Below are 24048 nucleotides of genomic sequence, written 5' to 3'. Positions count from 1 at the left end.
GGTGAGCATGAAGGGGAAGCAGGGGAGCATCTCCTCTGCGGTGCCGCTGACGCGGGACGGGTATTTCCTGACGGCAAGCCACTGCGTGGAGAAGTCGCGGATGACCCTGGTGCTGGCGACGCGGGACCGGAAGATGACGAAGCGGCCGGTGCGGGTGGTGTGGCGGGGGGATCCGGATGAGCGGGGGCCGGATCTGGCGCTGATCCATGCCGATCTGGATCCGCTGCTGCCCTTTTATCCGGCGGATGTGACCCAGCTCTCGCCGGGGGATGAGGTGGCGATCACGGGGTGGTCGGGGCTTTCCGCAGGGACGCCGAATGGCGGGACGGCGGCGGGGCGGGTGCTATCGATTTCCGGGCTGAAGCAGGACCGCACGGGGGCGCGGTGGCGGGTCATCCGGCACGATGTGCCGCTGAACTCGGGGGATAGTGGCGGGCCGCTGTTCACGCCGGACGGGCGCTGCCTGGGGATCAATGCGCGGGTGGAGGTGGGTCCGCGGGGCCTGCTGGGGACGAAGTGGGGGATGGCGGGATCGCCGGAGCGACCGCTGCCGGGATATGTGGGGGAGGCGGTGGCGCCGGAGCCGGAGTGGCTGCGATCCCTCATTGTGGAAGACAGGAAGGCGAAGCACTAATGACTAAGCACTAATTTTTAAACGGGAGTGTGTTTCGGAAGGAGGGCTTGGCTGGAATGGCGGGGACGGGTTTGGGGGCGGGTGGCGCTTTCATCGGGCGCTGAGTGCTTCCTGCCTTTCTTACTCACACTCTGGGTTGGTAATTAGTGATTGGTAATTAGTCATTTATCGCCTTCTTGTTCCGAGGTTTGGAGAATTTCTGAGAAATTCTCCAAGAAACCTATCAGTTTCGGGTCTTCTCCATGAAAGCCATGAGACCACGTTCCCACCCGCATGGACCTCGCCGCCGCTCCAGCCGTGCTTGAAGCGCCGCCGGAGCCCGTGCCTGCCGCCCCGACGATGACCGCAGAGGACAAGCCAAGCCTGCGGGAGATCTTCGAGGCGGAGGAGGGGCCCTTGCTCCGCTTCGCCCACGGCCTGACCGGTCGCCGGGAAGTCGCAGAAGACCTCGTCCAAGAGGCCTTCCTGAGGCTCCATGCCCACTGGGAAGAGGTGAGCCATCCGAAGGCGTGGCTCTACCGCTCGATCCGCAATCTCGCCCTCAATCATCTCCGCGATCACAAGCGGGAATCGTCCGATGAAGCGCCTGACGCGGCGGACGACGCCCGCGGCCCCGACGGCCATCTGGCCCGTCTCGAGGCCGCGGGGGCCGTCCGCCTCCTCCTCGCCGAGCTCAAGGACGAAGACCGCGAGCTGATCCAGCTGAAGTACCACCAGAATCTCAAATACGACCAGATCAGCCAGCGCACCGGACTCTCCATCGGGAACGTGGGCTACAAACTCCACCATCTGCTCAAATCACTCGGCGATGGGCTGAGACGCCTCGGCATCGACTCCCCCGAGTAGCGCGGCTCCTGCGGAGCAATTTCAAATTTCAAATCTCAGATTTCAAATCACTCATCACATGAACGATCACTCCAATTCCCTGCCGCCTGCTGGCGATGACGCGCTGCAGGCGCGGATCGTGGCCTGGGTGCTTGGGGAAGCCTCGCCCTTCGAGGCCGCGGAGCTGGAAAAGCTCTGCGCGGAGAACCCCCGCCTCCGGGACTTCGAGCGCCGCACCCGCGATCTGCACGAGCTGCTGGCGGCGGATGCCAAGCCGGGCCTGCATCCGAGCTGGCAATTGCCGCCGGAGAAGCGCGGGAAGATCACGGATCTGTTAGGCGCGGATGTGCCGGTGATCCATACGGCTTACTCGAGCGAGAAGGTGAACCGCTATTTCTCGCGGCGGATCCTGCTGGCGGCGGCGGCATGTTTGGCCCTGTCGATAGTCACGTTCCCGGTCTTCATGAGCCGGATGGAGAGCAAGGCACCGGCACCGTCGGCGGCGTCGCCCGCGAAGCTGAAGCGGGTGGTCTACAGCGAGCAGGCATCTGAGGATAGCGTGGACTTCACGCCGTCTTCGGGTGGCGGTGGTGGTGTTGGTTCAGCGGATGGTTTTTCGGAGCGCCAGGCGCGCAGGCGCTCGTTGGCTGATGGCAATCTACGGCGCATGGCCGCGGAAGGCGCGACGTCCAGTTATGCGATTCCGGATTCCGCGCCGCTGCCCGAGCTGGCGGCGGAGGATGGTTTGAGCGATGGCCTTGGTGGACGGGCAGGAGGAGCGGGCAATGGCCAGCATGGCGCTGGTGCATCGCCCGCCAAGCCTGCGAGTCGTCCGGCCGCGGCGCTCGCGGCTTCTCCGGAGCAGGAGAAGCTGAGGAAGCAACTGGGCGAGTTGCGGGATGAAGAGACGGCTGTGGCGCAGAACCAGCCGGTGGTCGGCGAGCGATTGGGCTTGGCGGAGAATGCTCCGGCGGCACCTGCGACTCCGCCGCCCGCGGTAATGACGGCACCGGCTGTCAGCACGGCCACAGCCAAGGCGGAAGCGGAGCTGCCTTCACTGGGAAGCTCGGTTGCTAGCGGCGGGGCTGCTGGTGGTTTAGGGGCCCGCACGGCGGGTGGCTTTGGTGGCGGCGGAGCTGATGCGAGCATCGGGGCTCCGGCGGATGCGGCCAAGGATGCGAAGAGCAGCATTGCGGCGATCGAACGGAAGGGCGCTCGTGGCGAAGCGGCACAGAGTCCGAACAATGGCGACTTTATTTCCGGTGCTGCTGGCGGTGGCCCGGCAGGCCCCGGCGGGCAGCCCAAGGAAATCGTCCGCTACAAGATCGACGCTGCGGATGCCGAGCTGAACAATCCGGTGCCGGGAGCGGTGCCGGCGCCTCCTGGTGGACCGGCGATGGCTGGCCAGCCGGCTGCGGATGCGGCGAACAAGTTGGCGGCGGTGGACGATATTGTGACGGGAGGCCTGCGCAGCGGAGATGGCGTGGTCACCCGCAACAACATCGACGCGATCCTCGAGAATCCTAACAGACCGGCCATCACCGGTGCGTGGAAGTCTTGGGGCTCCAATCCTGCGGAACCGGGCGCGAAGGGCGATGTCAAGTTGTCCACGGCGGAGGACAAGCCATTGGATGCCGCGAGCTTGGCGAAGTCGCCGGCCGCGGAGGGCAAGAAGGATTACTTCTTCCGCGAGACTGCGCAGCCTCAGCCCGAGGCAAAGGTCGACACGGATGCGCGATATAAGGACGAGGATTTGGCTTGGAGCGATCCGGATACGGCTGACGGCACCCAGGGCAGGCTTCCGGATCGTGGCCGCGGAGTGGTACCCGCCAAGGAGGTGGCCGAGGCCGCGGCCGCGACGAAGAAGTCGCAGGCGGCTGCGGGCAGTCTTTCGTTCAGCGATGATTTCGGCGCCGCCGCCGATGGGGGCAAGTCGGGGGAGAAGGGAATGAAGCCCGGGCTGGCGACGCCGATGGGCGAACCTGCGCTGCCTGGCGCGGCTCGAGGTGATCTGATGGGCGATCTCTCGACCTTGAGTCCGCAGCGTGGATTCGCTTTCCAAGACAACAGCTCTTTGTTTGATGGCAGCAGTGCCAATGGCTACATGACGCCGCCGATCGAGGATCCCCGGCTACGCCCGGAGGGCGGGATGCCGACGGACCAGGATCGTGACTACTCCACGGCGCACTTTGGCTTGTTAGACGGGCGGACCATTCAGATGAATGGTTCGGTCACCCTCAACGAAGACGCGTTTCTTTCGAGGGCGGGCTCTCTTTCCGATCTCCAAGGCTTGGGGCAGACTCAATTGGGAGGTGAGTTGCACTACGATTCCGGCCTGCGCCTTGGCGCGGAGCGCGGTGGGCTGGATGCGCACAAGTTCTCGCTGGATTCGCTGGCTGCCCTTGAGGCGGATGGGAAGCGCAGAGATGCCACTCCCAACTATTACGCCACTCCCGGCTACTATTCGGAACTTGGCTCCGGAGCCCCTGCGGGCGATCGCTTTGCTTGGTCGATGGGTGGGGCTGCGACGGGCAAGCCGATTAGCGGAACGACGGCTTGGTTTGATGGCGATACTCCGGCCGGCGCATCGGCGAACGAAACGATGTTCGGCCGACTCGTGCAGCCGGAAGGAGCGGCAGCGCCCGCTACGCCGGGACTTCCCGCGGAGCAGGCCGAACAGGGGGACAACGGTGGCTATTCCAGCTTGGCCTCGAAGGAGATGATCCGCCGTCAGAGCACAGTGGCTGAGGCCGACCGCCTTCTACAGGAAGGTCGTGAAGCGTATGCGCATCAAAAATACGAAGAGGCCTTCGGGAAATTCAAGGAGGCGGCACAGTCGCTGCCTGAGGCTCCGGCGACTGCAGATCGCCGCAGGGTCATTACCCAGCACTTGGGCGATGCTGGCACCGCTTTGGCGGATGCTTATCGCCGCCATGGTAAATACCCTGAGGCTCGCCAAATCGCCGACGATGTCCTAGCTGCTGATGCAGATAACGTCGATGCCACGAAGGTGAAGGAATGGCTCGATGATCCGATCCGCACGAATCCCGCCGTTGCCGATGCTCACACGGAGAACGTCGACAAGGTGCGTCGTGGTCTCTACATGGGCGAGGGTGCCTACAATCTCGGCAAGTTCGATGATGCGAACCGTCACTACGAGGATGTGATCCGAACGGATCCTTACAACAAGGCCGCCCGTCGTGGTTTGGAGCGCGTGGCGCAGGCCCGCGCTGACTACTACCGCGCCGCTTATGACCAAACGCGTGCCGAGCTGCTCGCGCAGGTCGACAAGTCCTGGGAACTCTCGGTTCCGCCGGCTGCCGCGCCGGTGGACAAGGAACTCCAGGAGTCCAAGGCAGGAGTTGCAGATGGCGAAGAAACGCGAGCCAAGGCCGTTCAATTGGCTGAAGGCGAACAGGCCCTTGCCCGAGATGCGGCTGCCAAGGCCAAGGAGATTGTCATTCCTGAATTCAAGGTGGAGCAGGCGAATCTTGGCGATGTGCTGGATACCCTGCGCCGCAAAGCCGTGGAGTCCGACGCCGCAGCTCCCGCGGCCCAGAAAGGGCTGAGCCTGGCGATCCGCAAGGACAAGGACGGCCTCGATGTGGAGGGGCTGCAAGTGCCCCCGATGGATCTGAAGAATGCCTCGGTGTCGGAGGTGCTCGAGAAGATTACTGAGACCACCGGCCTGGACCTGGAGACCAAGGGACAATTCCTGACGCTCAAAGCCGGCCCTCGTACGAAGGGTAAGCAGGCTGAACAGATCGTCGACAAGATGGCTGAAGTGCCCACTGCGACCGAGCCCTTCTCCACCTTCTCGCTCCATGTGAGCGATGCCTCTTTCAAGCTGGCGAAGGCCGCGCTGGATCGCGGCGAGCAACCGGCTGCGGAGAGCATCCGGCCGGAGGAATTCTACAATGCCTTCGACTACGGCGACCCTGCGCCTGCCAATGGCGAGCCGGTGGTCTGTGTGACCGAGCAATGTGCGCACCCGGCGATCCCGCAGCGCAACCTGATGCGGATCGCGGTGCGCACCGCGGCGGCCGGCCGTGGCAGCTCGACGCCGCTCAACCTGACGCTGCTGTTGGATAACTCCGGCTCGATGGAGCGCCAAGACCGCCAGGCAGCAATGACCAAGGCGGTGGCACAATTGGCGGGTCTGCTCAAGGAGGGCGACACCATCACGGTCGCCGGTTTCGCGCGGCAGCCACGCTTGCTGGCCGACCGCCTGCCGGGTGCCCGCGCCCAGGAGCTGAATGGGATCATCGCTAGGACGCCGTCGGAAGGTGGGACCAATCTGGAAGAAGGCATCAAGCTTGCGGAAGAGTTGGCCAAACGCCAGTTCAACCCCGCGGCGCAGAACCGCATCGTGCTCTTCACCGATGGCGCGGCGAACCTCGGCGATGCCCGCCCGGAAGCGCTCAAGGCCCGTGTCGAGCAATTGCGCCAGCAAGGCATCGCCTTCGATGCCGCGGGCTTCGGTGCCGATGGCCTGAACGACCGCCTGCTGGAACAGCTGACCCGCAATGGCAACGGCCGCTACTACATCGTCGACCGCGCGGAAGACGCGGGAACTGGCTTTGCCAAGCAGCTGGCCGGTGCCTTCCGCCCTGCCGCGGAGAATGTGAAGGTGCAGGTCCGCTTCAATCCTGCACGGGTCGCGCGCTACAAGCTGATCGGCTTCGAGGAGCACCGCCTGAACAAGGAAGACTTCCGCAACGATGCCGTGGATGCCGCCGAGATGGCCGCGGAGGAAGCGGGCGTGGCGCTGTATCAGATCGAACCGCTGCCCGGCGGGGAAGGGGAACTCGGCGAGGTCAGCGTGCGCTTCCGCGATGCCGCCAGCGGCCAGATGGTCGAGCGGACCTGGACCATGCCTTACGAGCCGCAAGCTTCTGCCTTCGACCAAGCACCGCCTTCGATCCAGCTCGCCGGCATGGCTGCCTTCGCCGCCGAGAAACTCCGCAAGGCCCCGCTCTCCGATGCGCTCGACTTCAAGCAACTGGGAAAAGTCTTCCCGGGGGTGAAGGCGAAGTATCCGGACAGCCAGCACGTCAGCGATCTCGGTGCGATGATCGAGAAGCTGAAGTGAGCTAACAAACCACGGAATCCACGGAACACACGGAAGCAGGTTGGGGTTAGGCGAAGACCGCGACCGCCAAGACTTCCGCGGGTCATCCATGCAGTGCGGGAAGCCCGCGCCTAGATCCTAACAGATTCAGTCTTTACGTTCCATTTACCACAGCTCGCCGGCCCGGCGGCATATCCTCCCTGAACCGAACCGTTCACCCATTCACGCCATGTCCACCCCGCGCAGACTCCTGTCGCTCTTTACGGCTCTCCTGATACTGCCAGTCGCTCCCGCGACCGCGCAGGTCAACCAGGACGAGGCGATGGTGCTGATCCCCTCCAAGATTGCCGAGAAACCGGCACCACTGTTCTTCTCCGCGGAGACGACCACGGTGGTCAATGTCCTCCCTAACAAGACCGACCACATCATCACGGCCAAGCTGCGCGTGGTGCAGGGACGGCCGGAGGTCCTGTCGCTCGGTCTGAATGGCGAGGGCGAGATCACCGCAGTCACCGGGGACGGCCTGCAGTCCTGGACGATCCGCCAGGAATCCGATGGGCGACGTTTCATCGATATCAAGCCGGTGCTGCCGCTGTCAGGCGTGGGTGGGATTACCTTGGATTCAGCCGCCACTCCGGCGATCGACCTCACAACTCCGAGGGAATTCACCTTCACGATCACCGCGAGCCACGAAATCTCCGCGGAGAAGGCCAATCAACCCTTCGAGCTGCTGCATCCATCCGCCGGTGCCGCGGTTGGATTCAGCTCCACGATCGAAGTCCGGAATGACGGCGAAGCCCTTGCGCGGGTGATCGAGGCTACGGGCCTGCAACCCTTGCAAGGGATGCCGGACCGCTTTTTCACGGGCAGCGGCAAGCTGCGCGTCACGGTTGGCCTGAAGAGTTCCGCTGCCCGGCCGGTGGAGTTCACGAATGTTTCGCTTGAAGGAACGCCTTCCGCCGATCTCACCGGCATCTCCTTCATCCTGCGGGGTGAGTTGCAAGTCAGTCGTGCCGGGGAGGCGACAACCCTGTTAGAGAATGCGGCACTTTCCGGAGCCTCCTCCGGTGAAGGCTGGTACACCCGATTGAAGAAGGAGGGCGAAGTCTTCGTCCACGAGATTGTCGGCGAGAAGGAAGGCAAGTTTCCGATCGAACTCGCCTTCGAAGCTCCGCTCATTCGCCGCGGTGACTGGCGTGGTGTCGATTTCAAGCTTCACGGCGGCGCGGTGGTGCCGGTGAAGATCCTGGGCCTGCCTGCCGGTGTCTCCTTCGATCCCTCGATGCCAGTGGTGCCGGAGCGGCGCAATGATGTGTGGACCGGCTTCCTGCCCGCCGCTGGCAGTGCTGCCTTCGCCTGGAAGAGCGGTCGGCAGGAGGGTGATGGCGCGCTCTTCTTCACCAGCAATGAAGTCTCCGATACCCGCGTGGGTGCCGGTCTTGCGCGGCGCTACTCGAAGCTCTCCTTCCGCGTGCTGCAGGGCAAGCTGGAGGGGATCAAGGTCCGCGTCGATGGGCCCGGTGAGATCCTCGCCGTGCAGGGCGCGCAGGTGCTGGCGTGGAGTGTCGCCGAGGAAGGCGGCGCCCGCATGCTGGATGTGCGCCTCAGCCGCCCCATCGAAGTCGAGGGCGAGATCAATATCGAAGCGCAGGCCGCGATCGGCGCCTTTCCGGTTACCTTGCAACCGCTGCGTTTCACGCCGCAGGGCGCGCTCAGCCACCGAGGCTTCGTGCGCGTGGCCAACGACGGCGCGGTCCGCCTGGAGATCGCCGCGGCCAAAGGGCTGATGCAACTCTCGCCCGCGCAGTTCCCCTGGGCGAAGCCGGATGAAGCCTTCCGTCAGGCTTTCGTTTACCGCTTCCCCTCGCCGGACTACGGCTATGAGATCCGGGCCTCGCAGGTGCTGCCGGAGGTTTCGGTGACCGAGGTGACCATTCATGAGCTGGCCGAGACTGACCGCCGGATCCTGGCCGATATCGAGCTGGATATCCGCGAGGCCCCCCTGCGCGAGTGGACGCTGCAGATCCCTTCCGACTTCGTGGTGGCCGGTCTAACAGGTGCTGCGGTGGCCGACTACTCGCTCGCCAGCGAGGCGAAGGACGGCCGCTTCGATTTGAAGATCCTTTTCAACCAGGCCCTGATCGGCCGTCAACTCATCAGCCTGCGCCTTGAGAAGGGCTTGGCCGCACAGGCCGGTGAGTGGGTGCTGCCGGTGCTAACTTATCCCGGCGCGAAGTCCTCGCGCGGTTACCTCGGGGTGGTGGCCACCGCTGGCTTCCGCGTGGTGCCCGCGACTACCACCGGCCTGGCGGAAACACCGCCGGACTATTTCCCCAAGAAGCAGCCTGGACTGCAACAGGCCTTCCGCATCCGTGAAGGCGCGTGGAGCGCGACGATGCGCGTGGAAGCACTCGGCCAGAGCATCCAGGCGGACGTCTTCCACCTCTACTCGCTGAAGGAAGGGGTTGTCTCCGGCAGCGTGGCGATCAACTACTTCGTGGTCGGCGCGCCGGCCACCCAGTGGCGCCTCCGGATTCCGAAGATCTTGGGCAATGTCGAGATCACCGGCCAGAACGTCGGCCAGGACCAGCGTGATGAAGGGGACACCAAGGTAATTCCCCTGACCAAGCCTCTGCTCGGCTCCGGGACCTTGCTGATCACCTTTGAACAGCCGATGAGTGCGCGTGGCGGTGACATCTCGCTGGCGGATATCCGCCCGCTCGATGTGCAGTCCGAGCGTGGCTTCGTCCAGGTGGTCAGCCCGCTGCAGGTGAATGCCACGGTGACCCGCAGCGAAGGCGCGGTGCTGAAACTGGATCCCTCTGAGCTTCCCGCGGAATACCGGGTGCTGAGCAGCTCCCCGACGATCGCGGCCTGGCAATACACGGCCGGGGACGTGGTGCTGGCGATGAATGTGACCTGGTATCCGCAGGGTGAGACCGAATCCCTGCTGGTGGACCATGCCAAGCTCTCCAGCCGCGTCTCGCGCGATGGCCAGGCGGTGACCGATGCGCGCTTCTATGTGAAGTCGCGCGGCCGCTCCGCCCTGCGTGTCACCCTGCCGGAGAACTCGAAGCTGTGGGAAGCCAGCGTGGATGGCGTGACCGTGAATGCCCGCGAGGACGGGAACGAAACCGTGGTGCCGCTGCCCGCGAAGGCGGACCCGAATGATCCCGTGGATGTGGTGATCCGCTATGGCATGGCCAGCAACAGCGCCACCCGTCCGGTGCTGGCTGCACCTACTCTGGGAGCACCGCTGGTCTTCGGCGAATGGAAGGTGAGCGGTGATGAAAACCGCCGCCTGGTGCCGCGCGGCAGCGGGATCAAGCCGGTGCTGCCAGTACTTACCGAGAGCGGCAGTGAGTGGATCTTTGCGAAGGCTCGCACGCCGGCCGCGCTGGTGCTGCTGGCGGCGGCGCTGGGCCTCTTCTTGCAGCGTTTCGCGAAGCTGCAGCCGCTGGCGGTGTTGGTCTTCGTGGTGGCGGTGGTCGGCTCCTTTGGTCTGGCGATGCGTGCCTTCCATGAACGGCGCGTGAACCTCGGCACGCTTGAGTTCGCGATGCCGGCGGTGCCGACCTCCGAGCCCTTGTCGATCGAGTTGCGGAATGTCGCGCCTTGGGTCGCGTTGATCAATGGCTGGGGGATCTTCTTCATCCTCGCCGGGATCGCGCTGCTGGTTTTTGCCTTCATGCGTTCGCGCCATGCGGCCTACTCGGTGCCCGGTGGCTTGGCCCTGATCGCCTTTGGCGTGCTGGCCCAGCGGATGGGCGCGGTGCCTTTCTTCGTGGGCTTCGGTGTGGTGCTGCTGTTGGTGAAGGTGCTGCCGGGACTTGCGACCTTTGTCCGGCGCAAGCCGCCGGTAGTGGCTGCCACTGCCCTGATAGCCTTCGCCTGCATGCTGGGTGATCTCCGCGCCCAGGCACCGGTGCCGGCTCCAATAGAGTCTGCAACTGCGGCGGAATCGATGACCCACAACTGGCGGATCGTCTCCGGTCGCCTCAGCGGCGAGATCACGGTGGAAGCTCGCGGCAAGGCCGACGAACGCTTCCTGCTGCTCAAGCCCCCGGCGGTATTGACGGCTTTCACCGGCGATGGTTGGCGGGTGGTGAAGGCTCCCTACGGCGAGCAAGAGGCCTACTATTTGATTAGTACCATCGAGGGCAAGAAGACCGGCAAGGCCACCTTCGAAATGCCGCTGCCGAATCCGCAGGGCGGATGGGCGCTGCCATCAGGACCTGCCGCCGTACAGCGTGTGGCAGTGCACTGGAACCAGGAGGGCTGGGATTTTGAATCGCCACAAGCCGCGAAGGTGGTGCCGCTGGATGCCAAAGGTGAGAGTGGTGCCGAGCTGGTGCTGCGACCCGCGGAGAATACGGTGCTGCGCGCCCGCCCGAAGCAGCGCGATGCCGCCAGCGAGCAGACGCAATTCTATGTCGAGATCTCCGATCTCTATCTGCCCGGTCCGGGTGTGGTGAATGGCCGGCATTTGATCGCGGTGCGTCCCTCGCGTGGCGTGGTGCGTGAGCTGGTGGCGGTGATTCCTGAGGGCTTCACGGTGGGCGAGGTTGCGGGTGGTCCGGCGGGGAGCTGGCGCTTCAATCCCGAGACCCGCGAGCTGAAGATCGCGATTGAGCCGGCGCAGGATCAGCCCTTCACGGTCTCGGTGGCGACGCAGCGCGGCACTGCGGCCTTGCCGGTGGACCTGGCCTTGTCGCCACTGCAGGTGAAGGGCGCGGCGGGCTCGGTTGGCTTGGTGGGCCTAGCCTTCGGCGATGAGGCGCAGGCCGAGTCGGTGGTGGCCAAGGGCATGAACGATGTGAACCTGGATGATTTCAATGCCACGCTGCTGCCGCGCGATCGCGAGGGCAAGCCGCTGGCGGTGGTGCATCGTTCCTTCCGCCATGCCGGCGGGGAGGCGAGCCTTACCTTGAAGGTCACGCCGGTGGCGCCGGAGATCCGCGCTACTACCACGCAAACGCTGTCGCTGGGCGAGGATCGCATGGTGCTGGGAGTGGAGCTTGCGGCATCGATCACCCGGGCCGGTGTCTTCAAGCTGGCGCTGGAGATTCCGGCGGGCTTCGAGATCGAGTCGGTCACCGGTCCATCGCTGGCGGACTGGACGGACTCGCAGGAGGACAAGGCGCGGGTGCTCAATCTGCACTTGAATGGCCGCACGATCGGCGAGCAGGCCTTTGCCATCGCGCTGGTGGCTCCGTCTCCCGGGGCTCAGGCGAATTGGTCGGTTCCGCGGGTGCTGTTGCGCGAGGCTTCCCGCCAGACCGGCACGCTCACGATCGTGCCCGACCGCGGCTTCCAGGTGCGTGCTGTGAATCGCGACAAGGTCTCGGTGCTCGATACCCGGGAGTCTGGAGCGAGCCGTCCGAATGCCTTGGCCTTCCGCTTGCTGCAGTCCGATTGGGCGCTGTCCCTGGCGATCGCCAAGCTAGATCCCTGGGTGACCGCTCAGGTGCTGCATGAGGTGACGCTGCGTGAAGGCCAGACATTGTCCCGCGCCCGCCTGATCTACAAGATCGAGAACGCGGCGATGAAGTCGCTGCGGGTGCGCATCCCCGGGCTCGATGCCAGCGCTGCGGCGACGGTGCGCGCCAGTGGTCCGGCGGTGGGTGACTTCGTGCCGGTCGCGGGTGAGGAGAATCTCTGGGAGATCCGCTTCCAGCGTGGAATCACGGGTGCGGCGACGGTGGACATCGAGTTCCAGCGCCAGACTTCCGGGGAGAGTGTGGAGATTGCTCCGCTGGAGCTGGCGGAAGTACGGCAACTCTCGTATTTCGTGGCGATCCGTACCGGCGGGCGCCTGGAGATCGTGAACCGCAACACGCCGCGCGGCTGGACACGCCGCGAGTGGTCGGAGGTGACGGAGGCCTTGCGCGAGGCTAGCTCTGCGCCGGTGGAGGTTTATCGCGTTGCCGAGCCGGAAGGGCCGCTGGCCCTGACGCTGAAGCGCCATGAGATCGCCGAAGCCCTCAAGCTGCGCGTGCAGCAGGGCTCGCTGACCACCTTGGTCTCGCCGAAGGGCACCGCGCTGACTGCGGTGGACCTCGCCGTGCAGGTCGCGGAGAAGGGGACCTTGAGCCTGACTCTGCCGGATGACGCGAAGCTCTTCAGCGTGATGGTGAACGAAGGCGGTGTGCCGCTGGTCCGCGATGGCGACAAGTGGAAGTTCCACGTCTATCCCGCGCCGGAAGGTGATCGCCCGGCTTCGGTGCGCTTCGTCTATTCCACGCCGCCGGGCAGGCTTACCTTGATCGGGCCGCGTCTTGATGTGCCCTTGGAGGATCTCTCCTGGCGGGTGATTCTGCCGAAGGGCTGGCACCTCAAGGACAGCGAAGGCGATTTCGACTTGAAGGACCAGAAGGCAGCGCCGGGGATCGAAGATTACGGCAAGTTCATTGCCCGCAAGCGTGCCGCCGGGAAGAAGGATGCCGTGGCCTTGCTGGAACAAGCCAACGAGTGGCTGCGCCAAGGCGAGCAGGACAAGGCCGGCGAGGCGCTGAGCAAGGCTGCCAGCAATGGCTTGCTCGACCAGGCATCCAACGAGGACGCCCGCGTGCAGCTCGGCAATCTGAAGGCCCAGCAGGCGACCCTGGCCCTGAACACCCGCCGCCAGCGCATGTATCTCGACAACCGCTCGGAGGTCGCTGCCGGCAACAAGCAGCTTGAACGCGCTGCCTTGGAGAACCCGCTGCTGCAAGGCAATGTGAACTATGATCCGAAGCAGTTCGACCGCTTGTTGGAAGGCAACAGCCTTGATGAAAACACGGCGATGAAGGCAATGGGCAACCGTCTGGCCGAGCGGCTCGCTGCTGATCCGGCACCGGCTGCGCTCGATGTGACCTTGGGGGCGAGCGGCACGATCCTCGACTTCAAGCGCAGCGTGCAGGTGAACGGCCTCGACGCGATGGTCCTCAAGCTCGACATCGAGCCGGATCAGACGAGCGGATGGTTCTACGCGCTGATCGTGTGCGTGCTGGTGGGCTTCATCCTGGCACCGCGGTTTGTGATGAAGCGCTCCACCAAATAACGCCGGTCATTCCATCGACGCCCTTCCATGCCAATTGCGCGTGGAAGGGCGTTTTTCGTCCCAAGCGGGACTGGTAAGGATGATGACTACGCTTTCGCCTTCCAGCGTGCCACTTCGGACTTCACGTTTTCGACCGAGGGTGCTCCCGGATTCGTCCGCGCGGCGAGGGCGCGCTGCAAGTCGAAGACTGACTTCGCGTCTTCGGTGTAAACGGGATCGATCTTGGTGAGGTCGAGCTGGTCCAGCGGAACTCCGCTCTGCACGGATTCAGCCACGGCCTTGCCGACGAGTTCGTGGGCGTGGCGGAAGGGCACGCCTTGCTTCACCAGCCAGTCGGCCAGATCGGTGGCGAGCAGCATTGGGTCGCTGGCGGCGGCTAGGCAGCGCTGCTCGCGGATCTCCATCGCGGCGATCATCTCGGTGTTCACCGCGAGGATCAGCTTGAGCGTGTCGATCGAATCGAAGAGCGGCGGTTTGTCTTCCTGGAGGTCGCGGTTGTAGGTGAGGGGCAGGCCCTTCACGGCGACGAGGATGTTCATCAGGTTGCCGACGAGGCGGCCGCTCTTGCCGCGGGTCAGCTCGCAGACGTCCGGGTTCTTCTTCTGCGGCATCAGCGAGGAGCCGGTGGTGTGCGCATCGGAGAAGACCACGAAGCCGAACTCCGCGGTGCACCACAGGATCAGGTCCTCGCTCAGGCGCGAGAGGTGCACGCCGCAGAGGCCGATCGCGAAAAGGGTCTCCGCGATGTAGTCGCGGTCGGCGATGGCATCCATCGAGTTGGTGGTCACGCCATCGAAGCCCAGCTCCGCGGCGATCGCGCGGCGGTCGAGATTGATCGTCGAGCCGGCCAAGGCACCCGAGCCCAGCGGTGAGATATTCAGGCGCTTGCGGGCGTCGCTCAGGCGGCCCTTATCGCGCTCTAGCATTTCCACGTAGGCCAGCAGGTGGTGGCCCACCGTCACCGGTTGGCCGCGTTGCAGGTGGGTGTAGCCCGGGATCACCGTGCCGGCATACTTTTCGGCACGGTCTAACAGAGCATCCTGCAGCCCGCTGAGGGCTTCCAGCAGCAGCTCGATTTCGGTGCGGGTATAGAGCCGGGTGTCGGTCGCGACCTGGTCATTGCGCGAGCGAGCGGTGTGGAGCTTGGCTCCCGCCGCGCCGATCCGCTTGGTCAGCTCCGACTCCACGTTCATGTGGATGTCCTCCAGCGAGGCCTTGAACTCGAACTTGCCGGCCTCGATGTCGTCCCTGATCGCCAGCAAGCCGGCCTCGATCTGGGAAAATTCCTCCGGAGTCAGCAGCCCGGCGGTTTTCTGCGCGCGGGCATGGGCGATCGAGCCGGCGATGTCGTGCGGGTAAAGCCGCCAGTCATAGCTGATCGATTCCCCGAATTCCTGGACGAGCGAGGAGGTATCCTTGGCAAAACGGCCTTTCCACATGGCGGCGGAAGTAGCGGGCAGGGGCGGGGAGGAGGCAAGGGAAAATGAAGTGGCGCGGCCTCTCCAGAGTCGCGACCGTGCGATCCACGAGACGAGAAAACGACAGCTAAGCTCGGAGGTGTGCCTTCTCTAGTCGCCGACACGCCACTGCTTCGCCAGCTTCCCGGCAAAGCGCACACCCACCCGGTCGCGGCTCTGGAGAGGCCGCGCCACTTTCAGCCCCGCTTCTGCGTAGGCAGCCGCTTCCCGGTCACCCGGGCCTTGATCAGGTTCGGGCAGACACCCTTGGTCCGGAGTTGCTCGCAGCAGGCCTCGATCTTGATCGACTGCCGCACCGGGCGGAAGCCCATGCGGCGAGTCAGGCAGTCGTTCAGCAGCTCCAGATGGGAGTCGGCAAACTCCACCACCTTGCCGCAATCGATGCAGACGAGGTGATTGTGAGCCGGCTTCTCGACGAAATTCGGGTCGTAGGTCTTCAGGTCGCCGCCGAGGTCGATTTCGTGCAGCAGCCCGGCCTCCACCAGCAGGGAGATGGTTCGGTAGACGGTGGCGCGGGAGACCCCGGCATTGGCCTTGCGTGAGCGGTCGAAGAGCTCCTCGGAGGTGAAATGTTCATCGCTGGCGAAGGCGGTGCGCACGATTGCGTCGCGCTGCGGGGTGCGCCGCAGCCCTTTCTTGCGGATGAAGATGTCGAGTCGGTCGAGGATGGCCTGTTCCACAAGGGCGAGCTTAAGGGGACTTCCCCGCCGCGGGAAAGAATGAAGCGCGCCAAGTGACGGCGTCGTCGCGGGCGGATTGTTGGAGACCGGCACTTCCGGGTTGGCAAGGCGCGGGGGCTTGCTTGAATGCGGCAGATGAAGCTCTGGAAACCCCTCGCGGTGATGCTACCGGCACTTGCCCTCCTGTCCTGCGGCGCCCCGCGGGTCCTGGACATCCGCCCGCTGCACATCCGCGAGATCGGCAGCTCCGACGAGGGAGACGACCCGATGATCCATGGTGAATACCAGCGCCGCATGCACGGCGCGATCGGCGTGAAGGAGCAAGGCGAGCGCCTCGGCTACTATTACACCGTGTTCTACAACGACAAATCCGGCAGCGGCCCCGGCAAGATCGTCTTCGAGTTCCAACAGGGCCTCACCGGCAGCCGGGTCAAGAAGATGACCCACGACATCCCCGCGGGCCAAAGCAAGGGACGGGCCGAGTTCGCCATCATCGGCCAAGACTACCAGAAAGGGGGGAAGATCTTGGCTTGGCGCTGCAAACTTTACCGCGAAGGCCGCGAGGTTGCCTCCCGCCAGTCGTATTTGTGGCGATAAAAGCTCCTTTTACCCGCGATGCACGGTTGACCGCATGCCTAGGCGGAATTTAATGTAACCCGGTCTCAAGTAGGTTCGGTCCCTCTCCGTGAGTTTAGAAAACGCTATTTTAGTCGGAATTTTCGACGGCTTCACCTGGATTCGCTGCGAGGGGAAAGGCTCCTTCGTGACCAGTCCGGTGATGAAGGAGTGCGCCGAAAGTCGCATCGCCGAGGGAGAACGATGTCTGGTCATCGACCTTGAAGCTTGCACCGGCATGGACTCCACCTTCATGGGGCAGCTTGCCAGTTTCTCGGCCCGCCTGTCGAAGCTCGGCGCTAGCGGCGGGGTCCAGGTGGCCGGAGCAGGGGAGCGCAACCGCACCTCGCTCGAAGACCTCGGACTGGACTGTTTGCTTGAGATCGATCCGCCGGCAGCCCTCTGGCGCGGCCATGCGGATGAGGTGCGGGCCCACTTGGAGCCCTACCAGCTGGGCCACCCGATTGGAAACCAGGACCGGGCCAAGCACGTGCTGGAATCCCATAAAATCCTCTCCGCCGCGAATGCGGAAAACGCCCGCAAGTTCGCGGGCGTTGTCGGAATCCTCGAAAAAGAGGTCGCCGAAGGCGAAAGAAAGGCCGAATAAAGGGGCCGCGTCGAGATGCCGCCCTTCATTCCCTACCTCCTGCTGGCGATCGCTTTGATCGGCCTGATGGTGGTTTTCCGTAGGCTGAAGGGTCAGCTGTGGTCCAAGAACGAGGAGATTAAGGCCGTCGTGGGCGAGGAAGAGCGGATGTTCGCCTTTCTTCACGACCTCGGCTCGGCGATCGGCAGTGATACCACCATGACCGGCCTCTACCGGCTGATCGTGGACGGGGTGATCAAGGTGGTCGCGGCCCGTGGCGGGGCGCTCTACCTGCTGGACGATGCCCGCCAGCACCTCAAGCCACGCTACCTTTCCGCCGATTGCCCGCCGCTGGTCAGCCTGCCGGAGGAGATCCGCAAAAAGGCGGCGACCGACCGCCGGGCCTTGGACAGTCACCTCCGGCTTGCCCTAGTGCCTGCGGATGAAGGAGTTTTCGGGGCTGTTCTCACCGCGGGCGAGGCCCTGCACATCCGCGACCTGACCGCCCATGAGGCTTTCCGCGGTGCGGGCCTCCCTGGCTGCGAGGTGACCGTGATGATCGCGCCGCTGCGCCATGGCGGGAAGGACCTCGGCATTCTCGCCGTGACCCGCCCGAAGGACGACCCGCCCTTCACCCAGAACGATTTCGCGGTTTTCCGGACCGTTGCCGAGCAATCGGCCTTCGCGATCGGCAACGCCCTCGTCCATCGCGAGGCCAGCGAGAAACGCCAAATCGAAGGCGAACTGCGCAATGCCCGCGAAGTCCAGCGCGTCCTTCTCCCGCCCGGTGATCCAGTGGTCCCCGGTTACCGCGTCAGCGGCACGAACGTTCCCGCCCGGATCATCAGCGGTGACTATTACGACCACTTGGAGCTCGGGAATGGCCGCCACGGCGTGGTGATTGCCGACGTTTCCGGCAAGGGGGTCGCCGCGGGCCTGATCATGGCCATGTGCCGCAGCGTTTTGCGTTCGCTCGCCGGGGCCCACGATAACCCGGCGGAGGCCCTCGGCCGGGTCAATCGCCAGATCTTCCCGGACATCAAGGAGGACATGTTCATCAGCCTCTTCTACGCCATCATCGACGGCGAGAGCGGCGACGTGGACCTTGCCCGCGCCGGCCATGACCCCGCGCTGCTCTATCGGGCGCTGGAGAAGAGCGTGGTGCTGATCAAGCCGCCCGGCCTCGCGCTGGGAATCGATGGCGGCGATGTCTTCGAGCGGGTCACCAAGGCCCACCGGATCCACATGAATCCGGGCGATTGCCTGCTCTTCCACACCGATGGCGTGAAGGAAGCGACCAATGCCGCGGGGGAGGAATTCGGGATGGACCGCCTGCGGGATGCTTTTCGCGAGAATGCTCCGCTCGGGGCTGAGGCGGCGATCAAGAGTGTCGAGAAGGAGTTGGCCAAGTTCGTGGGTGAGGCGAAGCAGGCGGACGATATTACCTTGGTGGCGATGGAGAAGCGGTGAAGGCTGTGGGGTGTCGGACCGCTTGGCGTGCTCACGGCTATCTATAAACCGACCCTAACAAAAACTCCTGATACTGCGCTGACCCGGCTCTTGCGCGGGCGTGGAAAACGGCGGATAAGACGGTGTGTCTGTCCGTATCCATGCAGTAGAAGGGCGGGAGAATTGAGCGTGCTTGAACGCAACCACGTCGTTCTCCAAGGGAAGAAGGATGCCCCGGCGATTGTTTTTTCACACGGCTACGGCTGCGACCAAAACATGTGGCGCTTGGTGGCACCGGCCTTCGAGGACCAATACCGGACGGTCTTGTTTGATCACGTTGGTGCCGGGCGCTCCGACTTGAGAGCCTACCTCAAAGCCAAATACGGGAGTCTCGAAGGCTACGCCGGCGATCTTGTCGAAATCGGCAGGGAATTGGGCCTCAAGGACGCGGTCTTCGTCGGGCACTCGGTCAGCGCCATGATCGGCATCATGGCGTCGATCCAGGCTCCGGGAATGTTCCGCGCCTTGGTATTGGTAGGGCCTTCGCCCTGCTACATCGATGAGGACGGATACACCGGGGGCTTCACGCGCGATCAGATCGGCGAGCTGCTTGAATCGCTGGAGAGCAATCACATGGGATGGTCCATGGAGATGGCCCCGGTGATCATGGGCAATCCGGAGCGCCCGGAACTGGGGGACGAACTCGCCCAGAGCTTTTGCCGGACCGATCCCGAGATTGCGAAACAGTTCGCCCGCGCCACCTTCCTCTCGGATACCCGTGAAATCTTGGGAGAAGTGGATCTCCCTGCCCTGATTCTCCAGTGCTCGGACGATGTGATCGCGCCGTTATGCGTGGGTGACTACGTCCATGCCCGGCTGCCGAATAGCACCTTGGTCGTGATGAAGGCCACTGGCCATTGTCCGAACTTGAGCGCCCCGGAGGAAACCATTGCCGCGATCCGGTCCTTTCTATGAGTCAGGAGGAGTCAGGGGGCCTGGTGGAGGATTTCGAAGACTTCTTTGAGAACGCGCTTTGCGGCTACGCGACCATTGCCGCCGACGGCCAAATCCTGAGAGCCAACTCGCGCTTGGCGGGCTGGCTCGGAATGGCAGCAGATGACCTCAAGGGACTGCGGTTTTCGTCACTCCTCACGATCGGCGGGAAGATCTTCCTGGAGACGCATCTGGCCCCGCTGTTGCGGATGCAGGGTCATTTCGATGAGGTGGCTTTGGAACTGGTAGGCCAGAACGGCTCCCGCCTGCCGGTTTTGGTCAATGCCGTCGAGCGCCGCAACGCAGCAGGCGAGCTGCTTTTCACCCGGCTGACGGCTTACCGGGCAAGCGAAAGACGGAGCTATGAACGGAACCTCCTCGCTTCCAAAAACCTCGCCGAGAACAGCCTGCTGAGCGAACGCGACACCGCCGTCCTGCGCGAGCAGTTCATCGCCGCCCTTGGCCATGATCTACGCAATCCGCTTGGCGCCATCACGATGGGAGTTGTCATCCTGGCCAATGCCACCCTGAGCGAACGCCAGCAAAAGCTGCTGGCAACAATGGACCGCAGTGCCAAGCGCATGTCCGAGCTGATCGAAAACCTGATGGATTTCGCGCGGGCCCGTTTGGGTGGCGGCATGGTGCTGGACCGGACCTTGGTCGATCTGGAGCCGGTTCTGCGGCACGTCATCGATGAACTCGGGACCGCCCATCCCAAGAAAACGATTGAGGTGGAGATCGCCGGACCGCTGCAGGTCGATTGCGATCCCGCCCGCGTCGCTCAGATCGCCTCGAATCTGGTGGCCAATGCCTTGGTCCACGGGGCGCAGGACCAGTCGGTGAAAATCCACTCATCCTTGTCAGATGGTTACTTCGAATTGTGCGTGTGTAATCAGGGCAAGCCCATCTCCCCGGAAACCCTGAAGGTCCTCTTCCAGCCCTTCACGCGCGAAGAAGTGAGATCCAGCCAAAACGGACTGGGCTTAGGACTCTACATTGCCGCGGAAGTGGCGAAGGCCCATGAGGGGACTTTGGAAGCCTCGTCCACGGGGGCGGAGACCTGCTTCACCTTCCGCATGCCTTTGAGATAGCCGCAGGGGGCGAGATCCAGCCTCCTAGGCCAGCACTACCCGGATCGGGGCGCGGCTTTTCTTCCCGCCCTCCAAACCTTTGCAGGCGGAAAACCGGGTTTCGCGGGGTTGACGCCAGCCCTTACCAGTGGCAGGAACGCCGCGCATGACTCCCGAGGACGAGCCCGACATCACGGACACGCTGGACCCCAACGCCGCCGAGGCAGCCCAAGCCCAAGGTGAGAACCTTGAGGGCGATCCCTACGCGGAGCTGGAGGCGGACGTGATGAAGTGGCGCGAGCTGGCGGTGCGTACCGCCGCCGATCTGGACAATTTCCGCAAGCGCTCCGCCCGCGAGCGCGAGGACGCGATCCGCTATGCCAACCAAGGCCTGCTCGAAGATCTCCTGCCGGTGATCGACAACTTCGAGATGGGGATGCTCGCCGCGGCGCAGGACAAGTCGTCGATGATCTACATCGGCATGGATATGGTCCGCCGCCAGTTGAACGATTTCCTCTCCAACAACGGCGTCACCGAGATCCCGGCCGAGGGCAAGCCCTTCGACCCGAACATTCACGAGGCGGTGTCGCAGGAAGTGGCGGAAGGCGTCGCGGATGGCACGGTCCTGCGGGTCCACCGCCGCGGCTTCATGCTGCGCGACCGCCTGCTGCGTCCGGCCACCGTGGTGGTGGCCAAGGCCCCTAGCGAAGACTGATCCCCATGGCATCGAAGCGCGACTACTACGAGATCCTGGGTGTCAACCGCGAAGCCAGTGCGGAGGAGATCAAGAAGGCCTACCGCAAGCTTGCGGTAAAGTTCCACCCGGACAAGAACCCGGGGGACCACGAGGCCGAGGACAAGTTCAAGGAACTCGGCGAGGCCTATGAGGCCTTGGCCGATCCGGACAAGCGTGCGGCCTACGACCGCTACGGCCACGCCGCCTTCCAAGGTGGTGGCGGTGGTGGTGGCGGCGGCTTCCACGATCCGATGGACGTTTTCTCGCAGATCTTCGGCAGCGCCTTCGGTGGTGGCTTCGAGGAATTCTTCGGTGGCGGCCGGCGCAAGGGTTCCGGCAAGCAGCGCGGCAGTGACCTGCGCTACGACCTGGAAATCTCGTTGGAAGAAGCAGCCCGCGGTGCGGAGAAGGAGCTCGAGATCGAACACTTCGGTCCCTGCGGAAATTGCGGTGCCAGCGGTTCCAAAAGCGGCGGCGGCACCAAGCCCTGCACCAGCTGCGGCGGTCGCGGTGTAGTCGCGCGCCAAGCCGGCATCTTCATCCAACAGACCACCTGCCCGGAATGCCGGGGCGCGGGTGAGACCGTGACCGATCCCTGCGGCAATTGCGGCGGCGACGGCCGCAAGCACAAGACCAGCCGCATCAAGATCCGCATTCCCGGAGGGGTCGAGGATGGTACCCGCCTGCGCTCGACCGGCAACGGCGATGCTGGCGTGCGCGGAGGCGCGGCAGGCGACCTCTACGTCTTCCTCCACGTCAAGGAGCACGACGTCTTCGAGCGCGAGGGCAACGACCTCTTCTGCGAAGTGCCGATGCCCTTCAGCACCGCCACCCTCGGCGGTGAGCTCGAGGTTCCGACCCTCGACGGCAAGGCCTCGATCAAGATCCCCGCGGGCACTCAGGGTGGCACGCTCTTCCGCCTGCGCGAGCGCGGCGTTCCCGCCCTGAACACCCACCGGAAGGGCGACCTTCACGTGCGCGTCCAAGTCGAGGTCCCGACCAAGCTCAACTCCGAGCAGCAGGACAAGCTCCGCTCCTTCTCCGAGTCCATTGGCGAGCACAACTCCCCGATGCAGGAATCCTTCTTCCAGAAGGCCCGGCGCTTTTTCGACCTGTAGGGCGGGCCGCGGGAGGGCAGGAGACTGCCATCTACGATCTTTCTAGTAGCTGGGTGGTCCTGCCGCCCGGCCGCTCAGCTCTCCCGCTGGACTGGCATCGGGGTGTCCGTCAGCGGCGGCACTCCGGCGTAATTCCAAGGCGATCCCGGAGCCATCGCGATACCGCGGGGCACGATGTTTGCCCAGATGCTTTTCTTCCGCTCGCGCGCTTCCAAGGCGGCACGCGTTGGGACCGGCGGCGGCTCAATCGTGGGTGCCGACCTGACGGTGGGGGCCTTGGCCGCTGCCGCTTCCGCGAACCGCTCGGCCCTGGCCATCCACGCCATCGGCTCGGCTTGCTCCACGCGGCGCAGCCGCCAGGCGATCATCCCGGCCCACGGCAGAAGCAGCGAAACCGCGATCAACCAATCCGGTACGAAAGTCAGCGAGACCCCCGCGGGATAGGTCGCGATCCAGCTGCGGTGCCACTGCTCTAGCGTCCGGGGCTGCAGCTTGAGCCCGCTTGCGGCAAGACCCTGGCCTGCCAGCGAATAGGGCTTCTGGAAAAGCGACCAGTGGATGCTCTGCACCCGCTCCGCTGGGGCCGAGCGGTAGAACTCCCAGGATTTCTCCTCAAAGGGATTGTGGGTCACCGTGAAGCCACCACTGGCGTGCATGACCGTCGTGGAACCGTGGCGCAGCGCAACCACCTGCCGCCACGAGTAGCACCACGCTCCGCCCAGACACAGCAGCAGCGCAATCCCGGCCCAAAATATGCAGGACCGGTGCAATCGGTAACGGGTGATGTCGGACATGGCCTGGGTGGCGGCTAGATAGGTGGGTGATGAGTCCGGCGACCTCAATTGCATAACACTTGGCCGGAATTGTGCCTAGGCTGGAAATGTGAAAAATTTTCAAATCCTGACCTTCAACGGCTTGCGCAAGCCGCTGGGCTCCTGCTGCTCGAGCCACTTTGGAACTTGGAACTTCCTCCCTGGGGTCTTCTGCTCCTCGCGTGCCCCGCTTCCACCTGCCGCCCGAGTCTTGGTCCGCCGCCCCGCGAGCTGTCCTCACCGGAGAGGAGGCCAAACACGCCGCCCAAGTCATGCGCCTGAGGGCAGGGGATAGCATCACGGTATTTGACGGCCTCGGCCGCTCCGCCGCGGCCACGGTCGAGGCGGTTTCAAAACATCAGATCGAGCTTCAGTTGGGCGAGCCCAAGCAGATCCCTCTGCTGAAACCAGAAATCATTCTGGCCCAAGCGGTCCCGAAGGGAAAAAACATGGATCTCATCGTTCAAAAGGCGGTTGAGCTCGGTGTTGCCGCGATCCAGCCGCTGATCACCCGCCGCACCGTGGTTCAAGTGGGTGAGGACGACGCCGATCGCAAATCCGCCAAGTGGCAGCGGGTCGCTCTGGAGGCCTGCAAGCAGTGCGGCCAAGACCTGATTCCCCGGGTGGAGCCAGCGAAAAGCTTCCAAGAATGGCTTCCCGAGGCAAAGGGTGGCCTGGGAATCGTCGCCTCGCTTTACCCGGGTGCCCGGCCCCTGCGGGAGATCCTTGGCGCTGCCGGGATGCCCGAGCGGGTGACCCTGCTGATCGGCCCGGAGGGAGACTTCACCCCGGAAGAGGTCGCTGCTGTCATTGCGGCCGGCTATCAGGCGGCCACTTTGGGCCCCATTGTCTTGCGTGCGGAGACCGCTGCATTTTTTGGAATTTCGGCCCTCAGATACGCATTTACGTAGGTCTAACGGATAAAAATTGTCCTTTGAT

Annotated in this window: 15 protein-coding genes; 12 read left to right on the top strand and 3 right to left on the bottom strand. The window is 64.1% G+C overall.

Features of this window, described 5'->3' with window-relative positions; genetic code table 11:
- The 4 genes from BV071_RS06840 to BV071_RS06825 all read left to right on the top strand — a co-directional run.
- On the top strand, window positions 1-634 hold a 634-nt coding region (locus BV071_RS06840), incomplete at its 5' end, for a serine protease (protein WP_265594156.1).
- A gap of 273 nt (window positions 635-907) precedes the next feature.
- Window positions 908-1480 (top strand): sigma-70 family RNA polymerase sigma factor, encoded by a 573-nt coding sequence (locus tag BV071_RS06835; protein ID WP_081885841.1) that lies wholly within the window; start codon window positions 908-910, stop codon window positions 1478-1480.
- 58 nt (window positions 1481-1538) lie between these two features.
- The gene (locus BV071_RS06830) at window positions 1539-6551 is read left to right on the top strand and encodes a von Willebrand factor type A domain-containing protein (RefSeq protein WP_035603759.1); all 5013 of its coding nucleotides are present in this window, start codon (window positions 1539-1541) and stop codon (window positions 6549-6551) included.
- 208 nt (window positions 6552-6759) lie between these two features.
- Window positions 6760-13572, top strand: a complete 6813-nt coding sequence (locus tag BV071_RS06825) for a hypothetical protein (RefSeq protein WP_035603756.1) — start codon at window positions 6760-6762, stop codon at window positions 13570-13572.
- An 86-nt stretch (window positions 13573-13658) separates the two neighbouring features.
- Here the strand turns inward: BV071_RS06825 and argH are convergent, their stop codons facing one another.
- Together argH and BV071_RS06815 are read right to left on the bottom strand one after the other, a co-directional pair.
- On the bottom strand, window positions 13659-15011 hold the full coding sequence (gene argH, locus BV071_RS06820) for an argininosuccinate lyase (protein WP_035603753.1): 1353 nt from the start codon (window positions 15009-15011) through the stop codon (window positions 13659-13661).
- A gap of 215 nt (window positions 15012-15226) precedes the next feature.
- A complete protein-coding gene (locus BV071_RS06815) occupies window positions 15227-15730 on the bottom strand; it encodes a Fur family transcriptional regulator (RefSeq protein WP_035603751.1) in 504 nt (167 codons plus the stop codon).
- Window positions 15731-15865: 135 nt separating this feature from the next.
- Here BV071_RS06815 and BV071_RS06810 point away from each other — a divergent pair, with 135 nt between their 5' ends.
- From BV071_RS06810 to dnaJ, 7 genes are all read left to right on the top strand, one after another.
- Window positions 15866-16327 carry a hypothetical protein gene (locus BV071_RS06810; protein WP_035603748.1) on the top strand — a complete coding sequence of 154 codons (462 nt, stop codon included), beginning with the start codon at window positions 15866-15868 and terminating at the stop codon, window positions 16325-16327.
- Window positions 16328-16415: 88 nt separating this feature from the next.
- Window positions 16416-16952 (top strand): STAS domain-containing protein, encoded by a 537-nt coding sequence (locus tag BV071_RS06805; RefSeq protein ID WP_075090851.1) that lies wholly within the window; start codon window positions 16416-16418, stop codon window positions 16950-16952.
- 15 nt (window positions 16953-16967) lie between these two features.
- On the top strand, window positions 16968-18401 hold the full coding sequence (locus BV071_RS32590) for a GAF domain-containing SpoIIE family protein phosphatase (RefSeq protein ID WP_052572989.1): 1434 nt from the start codon (window positions 16968-16970) through the stop codon (window positions 18399-18401).
- Between the two features lie 162 nt (window positions 18402-18563).
- Entirely contained in the window at window positions 18564-19355 is a 792-nt protein-coding gene (locus BV071_RS06795) for an alpha/beta hydrolase (RefSeq protein ID WP_035603741.1), read from the top strand.
- The gene (locus BV071_RS06790) at window positions 19352-20464 is read left to right on the top strand and encodes a PAS domain-containing sensor histidine kinase (RefSeq protein WP_035603738.1); all 1113 of its coding nucleotides are present in this window, start codon (window positions 19352-19354) and stop codon (window positions 20462-20464) included. Before BV071_RS06795 ends, BV071_RS06790 begins: the two co-directional genes overlap by 4 nt.
- A 145-nt stretch (window positions 20465-20609) precedes the next feature.
- Window positions 20610-21158, top strand: coding sequence for a nucleotide exchange factor GrpE (gene grpE, locus BV071_RS06785; RefSeq protein WP_035603736.1), 549 nt, complete (start codon window positions 20610-20612; stop codon window positions 21156-21158).
- A gap of 5 nt (window positions 21159-21163) precedes the next feature.
- Complete coding sequence (gene dnaJ / locus BV071_RS06780; RefSeq protein ID WP_035603733.1) at window positions 21164-22297, top strand: molecular chaperone DnaJ; 1134 nt, start codon at window positions 21164-21166, stop codon at window positions 22295-22297.
- Between the two features lie 74 nt (window positions 22298-22371).
- Here dnaJ and BV071_RS06775 read toward each other — a convergent pair whose 3' ends face one another.
- On the bottom strand, window positions 22372-23091 hold the full coding sequence (locus BV071_RS06775; RefSeq protein ID WP_265594154.1) for a hypothetical protein: 720 nt from the start codon (window positions 23089-23091) through the stop codon (window positions 22372-22374).
- Window positions 23092-23291: 200 nt separating this feature from the next.
- On the opposite strand from BV071_RS06775, the gene BV071_RS06770 reads away from it, so the two are divergent.
- Window positions 23292-24020 (top strand): 16S rRNA (uracil(1498)-N(3))-methyltransferase, encoded by a 729-nt coding sequence (locus BV071_RS06770; protein ID WP_052572988.1) that lies wholly within the window; start codon window positions 23292-23294, stop codon window positions 24018-24020.
- Window positions 24021-24048 lie beyond the last annotated feature (28 nt).

Origin of the sequence: Haloferula sp. BvORR071 (genome assembly GCF_000739615.1) — a bacterium.
Taxonomy (GTDB): Bacteria; Verrucomicrobiota; Verrucomicrobiia; order Verrucomicrobiales; family Akkermansiaceae; genus Haloferula.
The sequence above is the reverse complement of the archived record's forward strand: the minus strand, read 5'-3'. Positions and strand labels throughout refer to the sequence as shown.